This window comes from Candidatus Chloroploca asiatica, from assembly GCF_002532075.1.
GTDB lineage: Bacteria > Chloroflexota > Chloroflexia > Chloroflexales > Chloroflexaceae > Chloroploca > Chloroploca asiatica.
Window position 1 is genome coordinate 1 of record NZ_LYXE01000066.1, and the last position, 19,368, is coordinate 19,368.

At 58.4% G+C, this 19,368-nt stretch carries 18 protein-coding genes; 13 read left to right on the forward strand and 5 right to left on the reverse strand.

Annotation, left to right across the window (positions count from 1 at the left end; genetic code table 11):
- The first annotated feature begins 161 nt into the window (after positions 1-161).
- The 8 genes from A9Q02_RS24860 (at position 162) to A9Q02_RS07375 (ending at position 7,532) form a co-directional block, all read left to right on the forward strand.
- Positions 162-524, forward strand: a complete 363-nt coding sequence (locus A9Q02_RS24860) for a winged helix-turn-helix domain-containing protein (protein WP_097651711.1) — start codon at positions 162-164, stop codon at positions 522-524.
- The gene (locus A9Q02_RS25390) at positions 502-1,053 is read left to right on the forward strand and encodes a restriction endonuclease (protein ID WP_483862427.1); all 552 of its coding nucleotides are present in this window, start codon (positions 502-504) and stop codon (positions 1,051-1,053) included. The genes A9Q02_RS24860 and A9Q02_RS25390 overlap by 23 nt, the downstream gene beginning before the upstream one ends.
- Positions 1,028-1,744 carry a CDP-alcohol phosphatidyltransferase family protein gene (locus tag A9Q02_RS07350; protein WP_097651712.1) on the forward strand — a complete coding sequence of 239 codons (717 nt, stop codon included), beginning with the start codon at positions 1,028-1,030 and terminating at the stop codon, positions 1,742-1,744. The genes A9Q02_RS25390 and A9Q02_RS07350 overlap by 26 nt, the downstream gene beginning before the upstream one ends.
- 121 nt (positions 1,745-1,865) lie before the next feature.
- Positions 1,866-2,630 (forward strand): SRPBCC family protein, encoded by a 765-nt coding sequence (locus tag A9Q02_RS07355; protein ID WP_097651713.1) that lies wholly within the window; start codon positions 1,866-1,868, stop codon positions 2,628-2,630.
- A gap of 40 nt (positions 2,631-2,670) precedes the next feature.
- The gene (locus tag A9Q02_RS07360; protein WP_097651714.1) at positions 2,671-3,150 is read left to right on the forward strand and encodes a (2Fe-2S)-binding protein; all 480 of its coding nucleotides are present in this window, start codon (positions 2,671-2,673) and stop codon (positions 3,148-3,150) included.
- 21 nt (positions 3,151-3,171) lie between these two features.
- On the forward strand, positions 3,172-4,038 hold the full coding sequence (locus tag A9Q02_RS07365) for an FAD binding domain-containing protein (RefSeq protein WP_097651715.1): 867 nt from the start codon (positions 3,172-3,174) through the stop codon (positions 4,036-4,038).
- 19 nt (positions 4,039-4,057) lie between these two features.
- Positions 4,058-5,806 carry a PD40 domain-containing protein gene (locus tag A9Q02_RS07370; protein WP_097651716.1) on the forward strand — a complete coding sequence of 583 codons (1,749 nt, stop codon included), beginning with the start codon at positions 4,058-4,060 and terminating at the stop codon, positions 5,804-5,806.
- A gap of 7 nt (positions 5,807-5,813) precedes the next feature.
- Positions 5,814-7,532, forward strand: coding sequence for a peptide ABC transporter substrate-binding protein (locus A9Q02_RS07375; protein ID WP_097651717.1), 1,719 nt, complete (start codon positions 5,814-5,816; stop codon positions 7,530-7,532).
- Between the two features lie 85 nt (positions 7,533-7,617).
- Here the strand turns inward: A9Q02_RS07375 and A9Q02_RS07380 are convergent, their stop codons facing one another.
- From A9Q02_RS07380 to A9Q02_RS07395, 4 genes are all read right to left on the reverse strand, one after another.
- Positions 7,618-9,738, reverse strand: coding sequence for a glycosyltransferase (locus A9Q02_RS07380; RefSeq protein ID WP_097651718.1), 2,121 nt, complete (start codon positions 9,736-9,738; stop codon positions 7,618-7,620).
- Positions 9,735-10,226, reverse strand: a complete 492-nt coding sequence (ybeY, locus tag A9Q02_RS07385) for an rRNA maturation RNase YbeY (protein WP_097651719.1) — start codon at positions 10,224-10,226, stop codon at positions 9,735-9,737. The genes A9Q02_RS07380 and ybeY overlap by 4 nt, the downstream gene beginning before the upstream one ends.
- Positions 10,227-10,291: 65 nt before the next feature.
- The gene (locus A9Q02_RS07390; RefSeq protein WP_245860439.1) at positions 10,292-10,690 is read right to left on the reverse strand and encodes an NUDIX hydrolase; all 399 of its coding nucleotides are present in this window, start codon (positions 10,688-10,690) and stop codon (positions 10,292-10,294) included.
- A 76-nt stretch (positions 10,691-10,766) separates the two neighbouring features.
- A complete protein-coding gene (locus A9Q02_RS07395; protein WP_097651782.1) occupies positions 10,767-11,318 on the reverse strand; it encodes an inorganic diphosphatase in 552 nt (183 codons plus the stop codon).
- 338 nt (positions 11,319-11,656) lie between these two features.
- On the opposite strand from A9Q02_RS07395, the gene accD reads away from it, so the two are divergent.
- The 5 genes from accD (at position 11,657) to A9Q02_RS07420 (ending at position 16,993) form a co-directional block, all read left to right on the forward strand.
- Positions 11,657-12,586, forward strand: coding sequence for an acetyl-CoA carboxylase, carboxyltransferase subunit beta (gene accD / locus A9Q02_RS07400; RefSeq protein WP_097651721.1), 930 nt, complete (start codon positions 11,657-11,659; stop codon positions 12,584-12,586).
- Positions 12,586-13,446 carry an acetyl-CoA carboxylase carboxyltransferase subunit alpha gene (locus A9Q02_RS07405; protein ID WP_097651722.1) on the forward strand — a complete coding sequence of 287 codons (861 nt, stop codon included), beginning with the start codon at positions 12,586-12,588 and terminating at the stop codon, positions 13,444-13,446. The genes accD and A9Q02_RS07405 overlap by 1 nt, the downstream gene beginning before the upstream one ends.
- 267 nt (positions 13,447-13,713) lie before the next feature.
- A complete protein-coding gene (locus A9Q02_RS07410) occupies positions 13,714-14,619 on the forward strand; it encodes a carbohydrate ABC transporter permease (RefSeq protein WP_097651723.1) in 906 nt (301 codons plus the stop codon).
- A gap of 41 nt (positions 14,620-14,660) precedes the next feature.
- The gene (locus A9Q02_RS07415) at positions 14,661-15,536 is read left to right on the forward strand and encodes a carbohydrate ABC transporter permease (RefSeq protein WP_097651724.1); all 876 of its coding nucleotides are present in this window, start codon (positions 14,661-14,663) and stop codon (positions 15,534-15,536) included.
- A 71-nt stretch (positions 15,537-15,607) separates the two neighbouring features.
- Positions 15,608-16,993, forward strand: a complete 1,386-nt coding sequence (locus A9Q02_RS07420; RefSeq protein ID WP_097651725.1) for an ABC transporter substrate-binding protein — start codon at positions 15,608-15,610, stop codon at positions 16,991-16,993.
- Positions 16,994-17,046: 53 nt separating this feature from the next.
- Here the strand turns inward: A9Q02_RS07420 and pnp are convergent, their stop codons facing one another.
- Positions 17,047-19,299 carry a polyribonucleotide nucleotidyltransferase gene (pnp, locus tag A9Q02_RS07425; RefSeq protein ID WP_097651726.1) on the reverse strand — a complete coding sequence of 751 codons (2,253 nt, stop codon included), beginning with the start codon at positions 19,297-19,299 and terminating at the stop codon, positions 17,047-17,049.
- Positions 19,300-19,368 lie beyond the last annotated feature (69 nt).

The following is a 19,368-nucleotide window of genomic DNA, read 5'->3' on the forward strand; positions in this document are numbered from 1 at the left end:
TCCATCGTGTCCTCCTGAAGCGTTCGATCATTCCTTCAGAAGGATACACGATGGGCTACCACTTTGACGTAGCCCTAGCCAATTCATGCAATGCTTGACAAATCACCCGCCGATTCCGCATACTAAAGGGACGTCTCATCATACCTAACAAGGCATATCGCATGGCTCCCAAGAAAGTCAAAGGCCCGCAGTTCATTCAGTACTTTGTGCCGCTGCTGGACGCACTCAAAGCGTTAGGCGGATCGGGCCGACCGAGTGAAGTGCGGGATCATATCGCCGAGCAATTGAAACTCCCAGAATCTGAACGTGCGTTGCTCAATGAAAGTGGTCAAGCACGATTCGATAATCACGTTCACTGGGCAAGGTTCTATCTTGCCCGCGCAGGATATATTGAATCAACCATCTACTGCCCTTATCGCACAAGAAAACACCTATCGCGTTCAACTCCTCGACCTTATTCGACATTTACCTCCGGCGAGCTTCGAACGATTATGTCAATTCTTGCTCCGTGCCGGTGGGTTTGAACAAGTTGCGGTCACGGGACGTTCGGGTGATGGGGGGATTGACGGGCATGGTGTGCTCCAACTCAACTCGTTTGTGAGCTTTAAAGTACTCTTTCAATGCAAGCGCTATGCGGGTTCAGTTTCCCCATCACAAGTTCGCGATTTCCGAGGAGCGATGATGGGGCGTGCCGACAAAGGTATCATTCTTACGAGCGGCACCTTTACTGCGGAGGCGAGGAAATTGGCGCCTACTTCGTGGAGTGGCGGTCCGCGCCGGACGACCAAACCCTGGGGGTCGTCGACTTCTCGATCTTCCCGCACCTGGACTACCCCGGCTTTGCGGGCAATACCCTGGCCGACGCAGAGCGGTGGGCAGCCGACATCGCAGGTCCGGCGTACGCGATTGACGACGAGACCGCCCTCAAAGTGGTCGATGGTGTTGTCGAAGTTGTCTCTGAAGGTCATTGGAAACGATTTGCACACTTTTGCAGACAACAGCGTCGAATTATGCTACTATATCCTCTATGCTAAACGATCAACACGCTGCTGACAGATCTTTCACACGCCTCAAAGCCTACCTCGTCCACCTCTATACCGCCTCGACGACGGTGCTACTGCTGCTCTCAACCCTCTTCCTGCTGGATGGGCAATTAACCGCAGCGCTCTTTACGATGCTGCTCTGCATTATCATTGATGGCACCGATGGAATGTTGGCGCGGCGCTACAATGTCAAGAAGTATGTGCCTGAAATTGATGGCCGTGCCATGGATGACGTGATCGACTTTGTAGCCTACGTCTTCCTCCCTGTGCTTTTTATGGTCAAAGCCGAGATGCTGCTCCAGCCAGTGCTCCTCTTTGGGTCATTGCCATTGCTAGCAAGCGCCTTTGGCTTTGCGCGGGTTGATGTGAAGCTCGATGACGAGGGTTTCTTCCTGGGCTTTCCCTCCTACTGGAACCTGCTCGTTGCCTACCTCTACCTCATCAGTGTGCCCGCCTGGCTCAACACGGTGATCGTGATCATCCTCTCCATCCTGGTCTTCATCCCGACACGCTACATCTATATCACCCGCTTACCGCGCTACCGCATGCTCCACCTGGCCGGAGCCACGATCAGCGGCATCTTTTTGCTTGCCGCCGTCCTGTCCACCGAAACGCTGCGGACTCCCCTTGCTCTGATTTCACTCATCTATCCTATCTTTTACATAATCCATTCATTGCGCCTCAACCGCGCAGCGCGTTAAATACGGGCACGGCACCGCCGTGCCCCGACACTTGCCACAGCCATATTGATAGACTAGAATGTACCTGAGAGCAATTGTAGACGTGCGTCACCAGGTACATAGTGCTTGAAGGATCCTTTCTGTGAGAATTGCTGGCAATTATACGTTTGAAGCAACCCGCGAAGAGGTTTGGACCGCCCTCAATGATCCCGAGGTGCTTGCGCAGACGATCCCGGGTTGTCAACAACTGGATGAAGTGGCGCCCCATCACTACCAGACAACCCTTAAGATCGGGCTTCAGGCTGTCCGCGGTGTTTATATCGGTACCGTCCAGATTGATAATGTGGTCGCCCCCGAGTCCTACGATCTCCATGTCGATGGCAAGGGCAGCAATGGGTTCCTCAAGGGGGCCGGTACGATTAAGCTTCGTACCGATGGCGTTGAAACGATTCTTGATTATGGGGGCGAGGCCCAGATCGGCGGGAAGCTTGCGAGTATCGGGCAACGCTTGATTGATGGCGCCGCTCGTACGTTAATCAACCAGAGCCTCAAGGCCCTCGAGCAGCAGATTGTGTCGCGCCGCTTTGCCCACGCCACTGCCCACACTGCTGAGGTCGACCAGGCAGTGGCCGAGGCGCTCCACGAAAGATCAGCTGTGACCGAAAACCTTTATGCGCCACCACTCTCTCCCAACATGCCTGCACCACCAGAAACTCAGCCTGCAGCAGTGCAGGTGCCACTTCCTCCCGATGTGGTACGCCGCTCAATTAAGGTTGAACCAGGTCAAGGGCTGACCGAGACGGCCGTGGTGCGCGGGGCGGTCGAGGATTTCCTCAAGCAGAACCCGGCAACGCCCTGGCTTATTATTGCCTTTCTCGTTGGTTACTTGCTCGGTCGTCGTCGCTAAAGCTCTGAACCCTGAACCCTTGTCTAAAGAAAGGTATCCTGTGACGCGAATTTCGCTGACCGTCAATGGTCGCCCATACCAAGGTGAGGTTGAACCACGGACGTTGCTCGTGACTTTTTTGCGTGACCATCTGCACCTCACCGGTACCCATATTGGCTGTGATACAAGCCAGTGCGGTGCCTGTGTGGTTCATCTCGATGGGATCAGTGTCAAGGCCTGTACCGTGCTGGCCCTGCAGGCCGATGGTGCTACTGTGACAACCATTGAGGGCCTTGCCCAGGATGCGACGTTGCATCCGTTGCAAGAGGGGTTCTGGGCTGAACATGGGTTGCAGTGTGGGTTCTGTACCCCTGGCATGATTATGTCAACTTTTGATCTCTTGCAGCAGAATCCCGATCCCTCTGATGAGGAGATCCGGCACGCCCTCGAGGGCAATCTCTGCCGCTGTACTGGCTATGAGAATATTGTGCGTGCGGTACGCTATGCCGCCCAACAGATGCAGTCAAACCAGAATGCCTAGTCCTCTGAGCCAGGAGTTGCGATGATCCCGAGTCCTTTTGCTTTCTATGCGCCGGCTCGTCTTGATGAGGCGCTTGACCTTTTGCAGCAGTATGGCGATGAGGCCAAACTGCTCGCCGGCGGCCATTCCCTCTTGCCGACGATGAAGCTCCGCCTCGCTACGCCTGCGGTGCTCATCGATCTTCATAAGATCCCTGACCTGGTTGGCATTACTGTTGACGAGCGGGTGACCATCGGGAGCATGACAACCTGGAGTGCGCTCGAAGCTGATGCGACGCTCTGCGCGGCTGTACCGGTGCTCGCTGCGACGATCCGGCTGATCGGGGATCGCCAGGTGCGTAATCGTGGCACCCTCGGTGGGGCGCTGGCACACGCCGATCCCGCCGCCGATGCACCCGCATTGGTGCTCGTGCTCAATGGAACGCTGACGATCTATGGGCCTGCCGGCATACGCACTGTCGCCGCTAAAGACTTTTTTGTTGATCTGTTGACGACTGCGCTCGCCCCCGATGAGATCCTCACTGCGATCACGCTTGACCGCGTTGGCCCCGATGAAGGAGCGGCCTATCTCAAGTTCGCCCATCCCGCCAGTCGCTATGCCCTCGTCGGCGTCGCAGCTTTCCTGCGGGTCGAGGCTGGTCAGATCACCGCCTGCCGTGTGGCGGTTACTGGTGCCGGGGTGCGCGCTGAACGCCTCACGATTGTCGAAGCCAGGCTGCTGCACCAACCGGCTCAAGCCGAGGTCTTCGCCGCTGCCGCCCAAGGTGCCGCCGATACGCTTGAGATCCTCGGCGATCTCCACGCCAGCGAAGCATATCGCCGTGCGATGGTTGAGGTCTATACCCGGCGTGCGCTGGAGGCCGCTGCCGCAAATCTGCGCGCATCGTGATTGATCCAAGGAGCCCCCTATGCGTCGCGTAACGTACATACTATGGATGGTGCTGATTGTCATGGCGCTAGGACTCACTGGTTGCAATAGCAATCAGGCCCTTCGCCCTGTGGTCTCACCTACGCCAACGCTAGTCATGGACGCGACGGAAGTATCCCCAACGCTTGCGCCGAGTCCGTCGCCAACGGTGCCGATCCCGTCACCGACCACAGCGCCCCCGACGCCAACGCCGTCACCCGTTGCCACGACGCCCCCCGCCGAGGCAATGCCTGGCAGCGAGATTCTCTTTCTCCAGACGGACGATCTGGTTGCGCTCGATGTCGCAACGCGCTCACTCCGTACTCTCGCTACTGCGGTCAGTGAGATGGCCGCAACCCCCGATGGCCGTCTGCTCGCCCTGGTGCGCACGGTCGATGCGCAGAACGAGCTCTGGCTCGTGGCGCGGGATGGCTCGGGTTTGCAACAGGTGACATCCAACAATCGTTTTGCAAGCACGCTGAGTTGGGCCCCCGATGGTCAAACCATCGCCTACACCTCGGCAACGATGGCGCGCCCGAGTTTGCCCGAATGGGCCGCCTGGAGTCGCTGGTGCGCCGAGGCCGAGGTGCGCCTCCTTGATGTCGCTTCAGGTGAGGAACAAACCCTCGGCAGTGGCTGCGAACCAGCCTTTAGCCCGACCGGACGCCGCCTCGTGTATGCAACCCCGCCCGAGTATACGCTCAATGGACTAGCTTTTCGCGGTGCCGCCAATAGTTTGCGGATGCTCAATCGCCAGGGCGATAACGGGTGGGATATTGCGCTCTCTGACGGCGCGGGCGGCTTTCCCCAGGGTCACGCCCTCTATGCGCCGGCATGGTCGCCTGATGCCCTGACCATTGCCTATCAGCGTTTCCTTGGCTATCAGACGCTCGTTGATTTCAATCTGACCGAGCAGACGAGTTCGTTTGATCGCCGCGGTGAGCCGCTGAACCTCGGGGCAGGTTGGGCCGAACCACCCCGCTATGGCCCTGGCAATCGCCTGGTCGCCATCACCGAGTATAATTTCAGCGATGCTCGTGGGTTTACCGGCTATGATGTCTGGTATACGACGCTGTTGCAACTCGGCGAGACGGCGACCGCGATGATGCCTGACCGCGAACTGACGCTGAGTGCAAGCCCGCTCACGACGCTCCCACATGCGCGTACTGTCGCCTGGTCGCCCGATGGTTCGCAATTGGCCGTGCTCTTGCCGCCTGACTGGAAACCCGCTTTGAGCACCTTCGAGCCACAGTTTCCCGACGTTGAAGCCGGTGAACTCTGGCTCTGGTCACCTGAAGCCGATCCATCTGAACGACTGGCACAGGATGTTGCCTTCACGTCGCCGGTACTCTGGCTGCCGCCACCGCCCGTCATGACGGTCAGTAGCGCCGAGATTGCCCTCGCTGTCCCTGCCGAGTGGGAAGAACGGCGCGGCCCAGTAGATTACCGCATCGCCGATGGCCCCGATAGTCGCGTGCTTGCCTCCCGCCTGGTCGCCGGAGGGCCTCCTGGCGGTTCCATCACGCTCTTCCCCGAACTGATCCTGCCCGATGCGACCCTCGGCGAGCCGCTCGTCTTGCCCGATGGCAGCATGGTGCGTGAGGTGCGAGGCATAGCCCCCCAAGGCGAGAGTGTCGCCGGAGCGTTGCGCATCAGCCGCAATAATCAGGTCGCCTCACTCTACCTTGCCCCAACCGAGACATGGTTGCTTGATCGGCCCTTCGCCCTCGCTGTGTTAAGTGGATTATAATAGGCCTATGATTTTTATCGCCACGCTTCGCCCCTTGCTCCTCAGCCTCGGGGCCTCACTTATGCTGTTTGCCTGGCTGTCAGCTTGCACGATGCCCGGCGCGGCAACCCCAACCTCGCTTCCCGACCCACCCGCTGCGCCATCCGAGGTGGTGCCGCCAACCCCGACGCCCTTGCCGCGTGGCGGCGAATTGACGATCCGCCTCGCCGCCGAGGTGCCCGCGTTGCGTCCCTGGCAGCCTCGCTCTCGCGACGAAGAGCAGCTTGCCGCGCTCCTCTATAGTGGTCTGCTGCGCCTCGACAGCCAACTGCGGCCTGTTCCGGATCTCGCCGAACGCTGGACCACCGATGCCGATGGGCGCGTGCTGACTTTTACCTTGCGCAGCAATCTCACCTGGCACGATGGCGAACCCCTCACCGCCGCCGATGTGCTCTTTACGCTGGAACGCCTGCGGAGCCTGCCGCTCACCACGACGGCCTTGCTCGCCGATCTGCGCTATATCAGTGGAGCGACCGCCCCCGCCCCCGATACCGTCGTGATGACCCTGACAAGTCGTTTTGCGCCCATCCTTGCGACGATGGCGCTGCCGATCTTGCCTCGCCATCAGTTGCTCGACCAGGATTTTGCCGCTTTTAATGCCTGGGAAACACCCGTCGGCAGTGGGCCGTTTCAACTGGCCAGCGATGCGCCCGGCCGTACGCTGGTGCTCGAACGGTTCGAGCGCTATCATCACGGGGCGCCGTTGCTCGAAACGATCACTTTTCAGCTACTCGCCGATCCCGCGGCAACCCTGGATGAACTAAGCGACCAGCGCCTGTTGCTCGCCGAATTGCCGTGGTCCCCGACGCTGACCCCGCCTGCCGGGGTGCGCGCCTCGGCCTACCCCGAGAATGGCTACTATTTCGTCGGCTTCAATCTGCGTGAAGGACGGCCCTTTGCCGATCTCCGTCTACGGCAGGCGCTCGCCCTGGCCCTCGACATCCCGCGGTTGGTCGAAAGCGCCACCAAAGGCCAGGGCATCACCTTCGGCTCGACAGCCCTCCCCGGCTCATGGGCCGATCTCACCCCTGCCCGCGCAACACCGGTCAACCTCGAAGCCGCCCGCACACTGCTCGATGAAGCCGGCTGGATCTTGCCTGACGGCGCAACGATCCGCCAGCGCGATGACACCACGCTGACCGTGAGCCTCTATGTGCGCGACGATGACGAGCGCCGCCTGCTTGCGGCCCGCCAGATCGCCGCCGCCGCTGCCACGATCGGAATGGCGATCCAGGTTGAAACCGGTAGTTTTGACGAAGTGATCCGGGCGCGCTACGCCCCACCGTTTGCCTTTGATCTCCTGATGGGCGGCTGGATCAATGGCTCAGGCGACCCAAGCTTTGGCGATGTCGCCTTCTATGACCCCGATGATTTTGCGCTCTTCCACTCGAGCCAACTCAATCAGGGCGACGCCGATACCCGCGCCACACGGAACGTCGTTGGCTATCGCAATCCCGCCTACGATGCCAGCGCCGAAGCCGCCCGCCAACTCTACAACCTTGACCAGCGCGTAGCGGCGCTCAGACAAACCCAGACGATCATCGCCGACGATCTGCCCTACCTCTTCCTCTGGGTTGACCAGATGCCCGTTATGCTCAACGAGGCGATCACCACCCTCGATGGCCCGATCGACCTCAGTGCACCACGCTACTACTGGAACATCGAACGCTGGTACCTCCAACGCTAATTCTTTTGACGTAAAGACGCAAAGACGCAAAGGTACCTAAAAACCTCTGCGCCTTCGCGCCTTTGCATCAAAACCTCCGCGCCTCTCACCCAGGCTTCCGCGCCTTCAACGCCAGCGTCACAAACGTCCGCTCAGTACCCCGCAAACGGTCATTGCGCGCATCAAAGAGCCGAAACAGCCCCACGCCGAGGTTGATCGGGTTCAAGGGGCTACCGCTGTTGCGCTCGCCACGAAAGCGGTCAGCACTATCACGCAGCCCTTTGGGCAACAGATTGCGCTCGATCAACGGCTTGCCAATACTGTACACAATGAAATGGATAAACGGGAAGGAATAGTGGGTCTGTTCTTCCACCACCTCGACCGTGAAACCAGCCTCACGCACCGCCTCACGTAGTTGCTCAGGCAGATACAGGCGCTCGTGGTTGCTCCAGATGCCGGTAATGGGACCGGCACTGGTGATCGGTTGACCACCAAACGCCTCGATCGTCTTATTGATCGGATCCCACCAAAAGGGGTAATTGGCGTGCGGCACACTGATCGCCAGGATGCCACCAGGCTTCAGAATGCGCCAGATTTCGCGCAGTGCCCGGCGATCATCCTGCAAATGCTCCAGCACCTCACTCATCAGCACCTTATCAAAACTCGCATCAGCAAAAGGCATCTGATGAATATCAACCTCCGACAAATCGGCGGGCACCTGCTCGCGCTCGGCCCAGTGCAAACGCTCACGATCGCCATCAACGCCGATCAGGTTGAGTCGGCGGAGACGGCCCATCATCATCAGATAGACGCCCATCCCGCAGCCGCAATCGAGCACGGTTTCGCCATCGTGGAGCTCGAGGAAGCCGAGCAGCGTCGGCGCACGGCGACGATAGGCCATATCAGCCTCGTTGCGCAACAACTGCCCAAGCAACGCCCGATCGTCGGCAGAAAGCCCGGTGTGAGCCTGAGGTGTACTGTTAAGCGAATGCAGCGAAGTTGCCGCCGTCATCGGTCCTGCCGCTAGGGCCGGCCAGGAACCACCGACCAGCCGACGTGATACCCGTGCCCCAAAATCAGCCCGACTCCGCGTCTGCACCAACCTAGCCAGCAACTGCTCATACGCATTCATCGTTTGATCCGTATCAAAGATCCGCCGCACCACATCTCGGTTCGGGCGATAACGCTCACGCTCGGCCAGGGTCGCCAGCAGCGTCCGCGCCAGACCCGGCGGATCGTGCGGCGGCGCAAGTTGCCCAAAACCGGTCTCACGCACCACCACCCGCGCCCCAGGAATATCCGTTGCCACCACCGGCGTCCCACAGAGCAGCGCCTCGACCTGGGTAATCGCCATCATATCGGTATGGCTGGGCAGCACAAAAAGATCGAGCATCGCATAGAAACTGGCAAGACGCTGGCGATCTTTGATCAACCCCAGAAAGGTGATATGCTCCTGCTGAGCCTCGATCAGCGGGCGACAGAGCGCATAAAAATCATCGTAGACCACATTGCGCTCGCCAGCAAAGACCAGATGCGCCTCGGGCACTTCGGCGCGGATCAGCGGCAGGGCCCGCAACAGATCATCAAAGCCCTTCTCACTGACCCAGCGGCCCCCAAACCCGATCAAACGCCGGTCAGCCAGCCCAAGTTCCTGCTTCCAGGCAGCGGCAGCGGCGGGATCGGGCTCAGGGAACTCAACCGGCGGCAAAATACAGGTCAGCTTTGCATGAAAAGGCCAGAGCAACCGCGAATGACGGGCATAATCCTCACTATACGAGGTAACACCATCGGCGAGGCTTGCAGCGGTACGCAGCACCTGAAACGCCGTCTGTTCCAGCAACTGTTCAACAGGGCTATCCGGCATCACCACATCGCCGTGATGCGTCATCAACAGCGGCCGCCCCAGGCTCCGACAGAGCAGTGCAACGAGCGGGGCTTCGGGCAGCGGCGTATGGATCTGCACCACGTCATGGTCAGCAATCAGGCGTGCGGCAGCCCAGGGAAACGCCGGCGTCACCATGCCCCGGCTAAAGCGCGAGACCGGTTGCAAACGCACGACCCGCACCCCATTGAGCATCTCATCACGGGCAAGGTCGAAAGCATGGCGACTGGTTAACACCGTCACCTGGTGCCCACGTGCGGCCAGATGCTCGGCCACCCGTACCGCGTGGACGGTCAACCCCGTCCAGTGGGGGTGGTAATAGGTCAAGACAATCAAAATCTTCATGGTGTTTCGGGGAGCACAAGCTGGGCGAGGGCGGCCTCTTCGCGGGCGCGCATCAGAGCGGCATCGTCAGGGCCACGTTCGTGATCATAGCCAAGCAGGTGCAACATACCATGAACCGTCAAATAGGCGAGTTCGCGGTCAAGGCTATGGCCATACTCGTGCGCCTGCGCGACGACCCGCTCATACGAAAGGGCAACATCACCGAGATAGCGCACCGCATCGGGTTGGGCCACAAACGCGGCACCATCGCCATCATCAGCAAACGAAAGCACATCTGTCGGCTCATCAAGGCCCCGAAAATCACGATTCAGGGCTTGCAGGCGCGCATCATCGGCGAGCAACACACTCACCTCAAGCGGGCCAGCGACACCTTCAACCTCGAGCACAGCGGTAACGGCCTGCTCAACCAGGGCCAGATCAAGGCCTGCCTCAGCGACCACTGCCTCCAAGCCATCTTCCACCAGTACATCAATCTGATAACGACACATACACCATCAACCAGACAGGCGCAGGCCCGACAGATAATCAAGCGTGCAACACAAAGGCTTGCAGCTTACTGATGCTCCTCATCACGAAAAATCAGGTTCTGCACCTGCACCAACACATCACGCTCGCGGGCAAACGAAACGCGCACCACCGCCTCATCAAGAGGAAACCAGCGCGCATCGTCCACTTCACTCTGCTGAGGGCGAACCTCACCCCGCTCATAGCGTATCAAAAAAAGATCGACATACTTATGCACCCGGGAAGGCCCGGCACGAAACCAGTACTCGATCGTCGCCAGGTGACACACAATCACCCCTTCAAGGCCAGTCTCTTCAGCCACCTCGCGCAACGCAGCCGCTTCAGCCGTCTCACCGCGATTAACGTGACCTTTGGGTAAACCCCAACGGCCGCCCCGATCCGTAGCAATCAGGGCGACCTCGATCTGATCTTGAAGCACACGAAACATCACCCCACCCGCAGAATAGGCAGTACGATGGGGAAGCGCGTGATTGGAACGTGCGGGCATAGGCAAAGACTTTTTATCAGCCACGCTTGATACTGCGCCCAGCGCGCATATCCCAGTAGGTATTAATCGCATAATGGATGCGCTGACGCGCAACATCAACATGCTCCCAGCCTACCGGCTCCACCCGCGTACCCTCAAGATCCTTGTACACCGTAAAGAAGTGCTCGACTTCCTTCAAATAGTGCGGCGGAAGATCGGTATAATCCTGGAAACTCGCAAAGAACGGATCATACTGCAACACCGCCAGGATCTTGTCATCAGGTTCGCCCTTATCGAGCATCCGGAAGACCCCGATGGGGCGAGCTTCAACGATACAGCCCGTGAACGTGGGCAAGTTCGTCATCACTAGCACATCAAGAGGATCATTATCGTCGTAGTATGTCTGGGGAATAAACCCATAATCACCAGGGTACTGCACGGCTGAATAGAGCACCCGATCGAGTTTGAAGGCCCCAATCCGCTTATCGAATTCGTACTTGTTCCGTGAACCTTTGGGAATCTCTACAACCGTGTGGATCACATCGGGAACACTTGGCCCCGGATCCAGATCATGCCAATAATTCTGCATTGTCGGCCCCTCAATAGACCCTTCTTGCACAAACATCGCCATTATAGCATGTCATAGCTCTTCAGCGGCAGCCCTATGCACCGTAAAGCAATGTCACGGTGCGATCCCCGCCCGCCTCGCGGACCGGCAGCCCTATGCACCCTACCTAAACCAATATTTGGCTAGGTGGCGGGCGCACGCCCGCCACCTAGCCAAATGGATAGCATCCTCCACTAGACCTGATAGCTTCCATCATCACAAAGAAATGCTATAATACAGCAAGATCTGGCTGTGATAGAATACACAAAGGCTGTGCGCCTCATGAGGAGGTTGTAACCCTCCCGGAAAGATTGCTGCACGTGAAAGAGTTTTTCCGCCGAACCAAAAAGAGTTTCCCCGCTGATCAGAGTAGCGAACAGGCCCAGATCCCCGATGACCTCTGGGTGAAGTGTTCCTCATGCCGCGAACTGATCTATCGGAAAGAACTGAACGACAATCTCAAGGTCTGTCCCAAGTGTGGCCACCATATGCGTATGAGTGCCCGCGAGTGGATCGGCCTGCTTGATGTTGGCTCATTTAGCGAAACCGACGCGCACCTCCTGCCGACTGACCCCCTTGGCTTTGTGACCCCCGATGAGGCTTATGCGGATAAGCTGAAGAAGTCGCAACATCGCACCGGTCTCGCCGATGCCGTGCTCGCGGGTGTCGGGAGTATCGATGGGCTTTGGATGGCCCTGGCTGTCGGCGATTTCGCGTTTATGGGTTCGTCGATGGGTAGCGTCTATGGCGAAAAGATGTCTCGGGCCGCTGAACGCGGTGCCGAGCTTGGCATTCCCCTCTTGACCATCAATACGTCGGGGGGGGCGCGGCAGCAAGAGGGCGTCATCGCGCTGATGCAGATGGCCAAGGTGACGATGGCACTCAGCCGCCTCGCCGAGGCGCGTCAACCCCATATTGCTATCCTGGTTGACCCATGTTACGGCGGGGTCACCGCCTCGTATCCATCGGTCGCCGATGTGATCATTGCGGAACCAGGGGCCAACATCGGGTTTGCCGGCAAGCGCTTGATCGAGCAGATTATGCGCCAAAAACTGCCCGCTGGCTTCCAGACTTCCGAGTTTATGTTGAACCACGGGATGATTGATATGGTCACCCCGCGTGGCGAATTACGTGATGTCCTGGCGCGTTTGTTGCAACACTATCGCCGTCAGTCACCCCCGATGGAAGAAGGTGACGATGGGATGGAAGCAACTGACGCAACGCCGATCTATGTGCATGGGAGGGTCTGATGGATCAACTCGATACGCCCCATGTTCCGGTCGAGTTGACGCCCTGGGATCGGGTACAATTGGCCCGCCATCCCCAGCGCCCTCATTCGCTCGATTATATTTTCGCGCTCTGCGAAGATTTTGTGGAACTCCACGGTGACCGTCGTTTTGGCGATGATGCGGCAATCGTCGGCGGGATGGCCTCGTTTGGCAACCGGACGGTAATGGTGATCGGGCATCAGAAGGGCAATGATACCCGCGAGAATATGAAGCGTAACTTTGGCATGCCCCATCCCGAAGGGTATCGTAAAGCCCAACGCTTGATGCGCCACGCCGAAAAGTTTGGCATTCCTGTGCTCTGTTTTGTCGATACCCCTGCCGCCGATCCAAATAAAGAGTCGGAAGAACGCGGCCAGGGCAATGCGATCGCCGAGAGCATCCAACTGATGACGGTGCTCAAGACACCAATCGTCGTGACGGTGATTGGCGAAGGTGGAAGCGGTGGAGCCCTCGCGCTTAGCGTTGGCGACCGCATCTTGATGCAGGAAAACTCGATCTATTCGGTCGCTTCACCCGAGGCCACGGCCTCGATCCTGTGGCGCGATGCCGCCCGCGCCCCCGATGCAGCACGAGCCCTCAAATTGACCGCCCAGGATCTCTACGCGCTCGAAATTATCGACGAGATCATCCCTGAAGTCCCCGGTGGCGCCCATACCGATCGCCTCGCAACCATGGCTACGGTCGGTAAACGCATTGCGGCGCACCTTGAAGATGTCTGCGCCCTTGACCTCGAAATTCTGATGCGTCAGCGCTATGACAAGTATCGCCGCATCGGACATTACGAAGAGCAGCAGAGTTTCGCTGGGCGCGGGTTCTTATAATACACGCCCAAAACTTGTTGCATTGCACGAAAAAAGCCAGCTACGCTGGCTTTTTTCGTGCAATGCAACCGGATAGAGCTCATCTAGGCGCTTAATCCCGTCTTTACCTCGTCTTAATACTTCATTGACCCCCGATTAATGCAACTCTAGTACGATACCACAACAGCTTTTTCAAAATCAATTCAACGTATACGCACCATGATGTGCAACCGAGTCACCGCTTCAATGATGCGTCATGTGAACATGACGTGCTGTCGGGTATAAGCAATGCTTCAACAACAAACTCGCCATGTGACCATGCGCGAACGACGCGAATGGCTTCTCTTTGCGCTGTTGATTGGCCCCAACCTCTTCTTGTTCGGGGTGTTTACCTACTGGCCCTTGCTCTACAATTTCTACCTCAGCTTTGTCAGTTGGAATTTTTTGCGGCCCAGGAAACGCTTTGTCTGGTTCGAGAATTATGTCGACGTCTTTAGTCAAGCTCAGTTCTGGACGATCGTCTGGAATACCGTCATCTTTGCGCTCTTTTCGGTGGGCCTGACCCTGCTCATTGGGCTTGCCCTGGCCTTGTTGCTCAATCAGCCCCTGCGCTATCGCAATGGGGCCCGCGCCGTCCTCTTCTCGCCCGTCATTATGTCGGGTGCCGTGGTGGCAGTGGTCTGGAGCTATATCTTTGATCCGCGCTATGGTCTCATTGATCAGTTGCTGGGTCTGATTGGCCTCAATTCGCCAAACTGGCTCGGCGATCCGGCCTGGGCGATGCCCGCCGTGATTATGGTCTATGTCTGGAAGAATCTGGGCTATGCCGTCGTCATCTATCTCGCCGGTCTTCAGGGCATTCCCCGCGAACTCTATGATGCAGCACGTGTGGATGGGGCTGGCCCCTGGGATCGTTTCTGGCATGTGACCCTGCCCGGGCTTTCTCCCGTAGCCTTCTTTCTCTCAGTGACCAGTATCCTCGCTACCTTTCAAGCTTTCGATATTATCAAGGTACTGACCAATGGCGGCCCGGTGATTGCCACAACAACGCTTATCTTTCATCTCTATGATCTCGGTTTTGTGAGCTATAACGCTGGCGAGGCTGGGGTGATCGCGATCGTGCTCTTTGCCATCATGCTCATCCTGACGATCATTCAACTCCGCTATCTCGAGCAACGGGTGGCCTACAGTTAAGCCCGATGATGCGGCAGGCAACCTACCTGGGAGAAAAGACAATGGCTCTGAGTGAAGAAATCACGCTGACCCGCACCATCGAAACGAGTTGGCGTACGCCACGGCTCTGGCGCTTCGCCGGGTATCTCGCGATGCTTGCGACTGTGATCGTAATTGGCTTGCCCGTCTACTGGACGGTGAGTGCGGCGTTTAAGACGACCGGCGAAATTTATCGCATTCCGGTCACCTGGCTGCCAACTGAACCGACCCTGGCGAATTTCCCCCAGGCCTGGAATGCGGCTCCCTTTGAACGTTACTATCTCAATAGCTTCATTACAACCCTGGGAGGCATGACCGCTGAAGTGATCCTGGCGATTATGTCGGCCTATGCCCTCGCTTTCCTGCGCTTTCCCCGCAAACAACTGGTCTTTTTGCTCTTGCTGGCAGCCTTGATGATCCCGGTCGAGATCACCATTGTGCCCAATTACCTGACCGTCGCCCGTCTCGGCTGGATCAATACGTACGCGGGCATTATTATTCCCGGTGCCGCGATTGCCTATGGCACCTTCCTGCTGCGCCAGGCGTTTCTCTCACTGCCCTACGAGGTGATCGAGGCGGCTCGCGTCGATGGGGCCGGGCATCTGCGCATTATGTTCAATGTGGTGATGCCGATGGCCCAACCAGCTATCGTCACCATGGCCCTGCTCTCGATGGTCGCCAAATGGAACGATTTCCTCTGGCCCCTGCTTGTGACGAATACCACCAATATGCGTACCCTGCCCATCGGCATCTTCTGGCTCCGCAATAGCGAGGGCCTGATCAACTGGGGCGTCATTATGGCTGGTTCACTCTTTTTGATTATCCCTGTGCTGATCGTCTTTCTAATGGTTCAGCGCTATATCGTTGATGGCATCGCTGCTGGTGCGGTCAAAGGGTAATGTAGGCACCGCTGGGGAAGAAAGAAGCCCCGTGTGCACATAGATTTCGTGAGGAGAAAGGAGTCCGTGAAATGGATCAGCTGAAGTTGACGCGGCGACAGATGCTACGGATGATGCTCGCTGGAGGCAGCGTGGCAGCCCTCGCTGCGTGTGGGACGTCCCCGGCGGCCCCAACGGCCCCCACCGATGCCCCAGCGGCCCCGGCCGCCGCCACAGGCGCTCCGGCCCAGGTGAGCCAGACCGGTTCAACCGTAACGATTACCTACTGGGGTTCGTTCAGTGGCAATCTTGGTGAAGCCGAGCAAGCTATGGTGCAACGTTTCAACGAGTCACAGAGTGATATTGTCGTTGATTACCAGTTCCAGGGAAGCTACGAAGAGACGGCACAAAAATATACCGCTGGCCTGCAGGCGAATACGATACCCGATCTCATCCTGCTTTCGGATGTCTGGTGGTTCGGGTTTTATGTCGCCGGTGCGATCAGTGAACTCGATGGATTGGCACAGCAGGCCGGGTTGGATTTCAGTGACTACGAGCCAGTCCTGCTCAACGAAGGCAACCGCCAGGGCAAACAGTTCTGGATCCCCTTTGCCCGCTCGACTCCGCTCTTTTATTACAACAAAGACCTCTGGGCCGAGGCGGGGTTGCCTGATCGTGCGCCCGAGACCTGGGCCGAGTTTGGCGAGTGGGCCCCACAGTTGCTTCAGCGCGAGGGGAACACCTTACGTCGCTCGGCGTTTGTGCATCCCGATGGGGCCAGTTACATCGCCTGGCTCTTCCAGGGCGTCACCTGGCAGCACGGTGGGAAGTATTCGAATGACGACTTCACGATGACCATGACTGACCCGAATACGATCCGCGCCGCCCAGTTTTATCAGGACACCGTGCGTGACCTGGGATGGGCCACCCTCGGGCAAGACATCAACCGTGATTTCCTCGGCGGGGCTGCCGCTGCGATGATGGCCTCGACGGGCAGCCTGGCCGGGCTAACAACAAATGCAACCTTCCCGGTTGGCGTCGGCTTTTTGCCCAAAGAGGCCAACTTTGGCTGTTGTACCGGCGGTGCTGGTCTGGCTATTCCGAGCGGCATTCCCGACGAGAAGAAACTGGCGGCCATGACCTATATTGCCTTTGCCACCAATACCGAGCAGGCCGGTGCCTGGGCGCGCGATACGGGCTATATGCCGGTGCGTATCAGTACCAAACAGACACCGGATATGGTCGCGTTTTTCGAGGAAAATCCGAACTTCAAAACAGCCGTCGATCAGTTGCCCCTGACTCGCGCCCAGGATGCTGCCCGCGTCTTTGTCCGCAACGGCGACCAGATCATTGGCAAAGGCCTCGAGCGCATCATTGTGAACGGGGAAGGGCCCGCTACCGTGTTTGCCGATATTGACGCTGAACTGACCCGAGCAGCCGAGCCGATCCTGGAGGATCTCCGCGAGGTTGAGGGATAAAAAAGGAGGCGTCTCGGCCAGCACGTGCTGGTCGAGACGCCTCCTTTTTTGAGCTAGTCTTGCTCGCGGCGGCGTGGGCGCGGGCGATCGCCACTGCCACTACGTGGCGGGCCACGGCGGTCGCCGCGGTCGCCCCCGCGGTCACCGCGATCGCTGCGCGGCGCTGCCCCGGCCGCCCGCCGATCATCAGCGGTTTCGCCGGTCAACACCGCCCGACGGCTCAGGCTAATCTTGCCCGTTCCCCCATCAACCGCGATCACCATCACATTGATCTCATCGCCGATCTGGATCACATCCTCAACATTCTCGACCCGAGTTTCGGCGAGTTCACTGACGTGAACCATGCCGTCTTTGCCGGGCAGAATATTGACAAACGCGCCAAACGGCTTGATGCTCACGACCTTGCCGAGGAAAATATCGCCGACCTTCGCCTCACGGGTCAGGCCTTCGATAAACGCCACCGCAACCTTGGCCCCTTCGCCATCACTGGAAGTGACAAAGACGCGGCCATCGTCTTCAACATCGATCTGCGCCCCCGTACTTTCGACAATGCCACGGATGGTCTTGCCACCAGGCCCAATGAGCGCCCCGATCTTCTCGACCGGAATCTGCAGCGAAATAATGCGCGGCGCATGTGGCGACATCTCGGTACGATGGCTAGGCAGCACCGCGTTCATCTTGTCAAGAATGAAGAGCCGCCCCTGACGCGCCTGCTCAAACGCCTCGGCCATAATCTCATAGGTAATGCCGGTCGTCTTGATATCCATCTGCAGACCGGTAATGCCCTCGGCGGTACCAGCAACTTTGAAGTCCATATCACCGAGCGCATCTTCGAGGCCCTGAATATCGGTGAGCACCTTCCAGCGGCCATCGGGATCGGTAATGAGACCCATCGCCACCCCAGCCACATGGGACTTCAGCGGCACGCCCGCATCCATCATGCTCAGCGACGAACCACAGACACTCGCCATTGACGATGAACCATTCGAACTGAGCACCTCGGAGACGAGGCGCATCGTATAGGGGAACTCGGCCTGTGTGGGCAGAACCGCGTGAAGCGAGCGCTCAGCGAGGGCGCCATGACCAATATCGCGCCGCCGGGGCGAACCCATCCGCTTGGCCTCACCGGTCGAGAAGGGCGGGAAGTTGTAGTGATGGATATAGCGCTTGGTCGTCTCGATCCCCAGGTCATCAAGGCGCTGCTCATCACCGGGCGAGCCAAGCGTCGTAATCGTCAAAACCTGCGTCTGACCGCGCGAAAAGAGCCCAGTACCGTGAACGCGGGGGAGCACCCCGACATCAATAGCAATCGGACGAATCTCGTGCAGCGCACGCCCATCAACGCGGAGGCCCTCGTCAAGAATGGCATCGCGCACTTCAGCCTTGAGCAACTTCTCGAACGCCTTGCTGACCTCTTTGCTGCGGGCAGCGAGCTCCTCTTCGGGCTCATCGACGGTAAAGTGGGCAACCACCTCAGCCTTGAGTGCACTGGTACGCTCTTCGCGCTCAGTCTTATCAGTACTTCGCACAGCCTCACGCAGACGGGGCCCCATCCATATGCTGATCGACTCTTCAAGTGACGTATCGGTGACTGGGGGAACAAACTCGCGTTTGGGCTTGCCGCAGAGGCGCACCAGTTCTTCTTGCAAATCACAGAGTTGCTGACAAACCTGATGGCCTTCAGTCACCGCCTGCAGCATCTGCGCTTCGGTCAACTCATACGCGCCGGCCTCAACCATCAACACCGCATCACGGGTACCTGCAACCACCAGATCGAGGCGGCTCTGCTCCATTGCGCTCATCGGCGGATTCGCAACAAGCTGCCCATCAACAAAGCCCATTTGCACAGCCCCGACCGGCCCCTGGAAGGGCAAATCGCTAATGGCAAGGGCGGCGGAAGCGCCAATAATCGCCATCGGGCCGGGATCATTGACCATATCCATCGCGAAGGTCGTAATGATGACCTGCACTTCGTTCTGATAGCCTTTGGGGAAGAGCGGACGAAGGGGGCGATCAGTAAGACGTGACGTCAAAATCGCCGTCGTTGTCGGGCGACCCTCACGCTTAAAGAAATTCCCCGGAATCTTGCCCGCTGAATACATGCGCTCTTCATAATCAACCGTCAGCGGAAAAAAATCCACCCCCTCACGCGCCTCTTTCGCCCCAACCACCGTGGCGAGCAACAGCGTATCACCGTAGCGCACCGTCACCGCACCATCAGCCTGCTCAGCGAAACGCCCCGCCTCAAGCGTCAGCGTACGGCCAGCAATCTCAGCGCTGACCGAAAAGACCTGCCGTTCTGTCATACGTTCTTTTTCTCCTCATCTGGCTCAACACAAAGCCAACCATTTCCATTGCAGAGGAGGGGTTCGGTA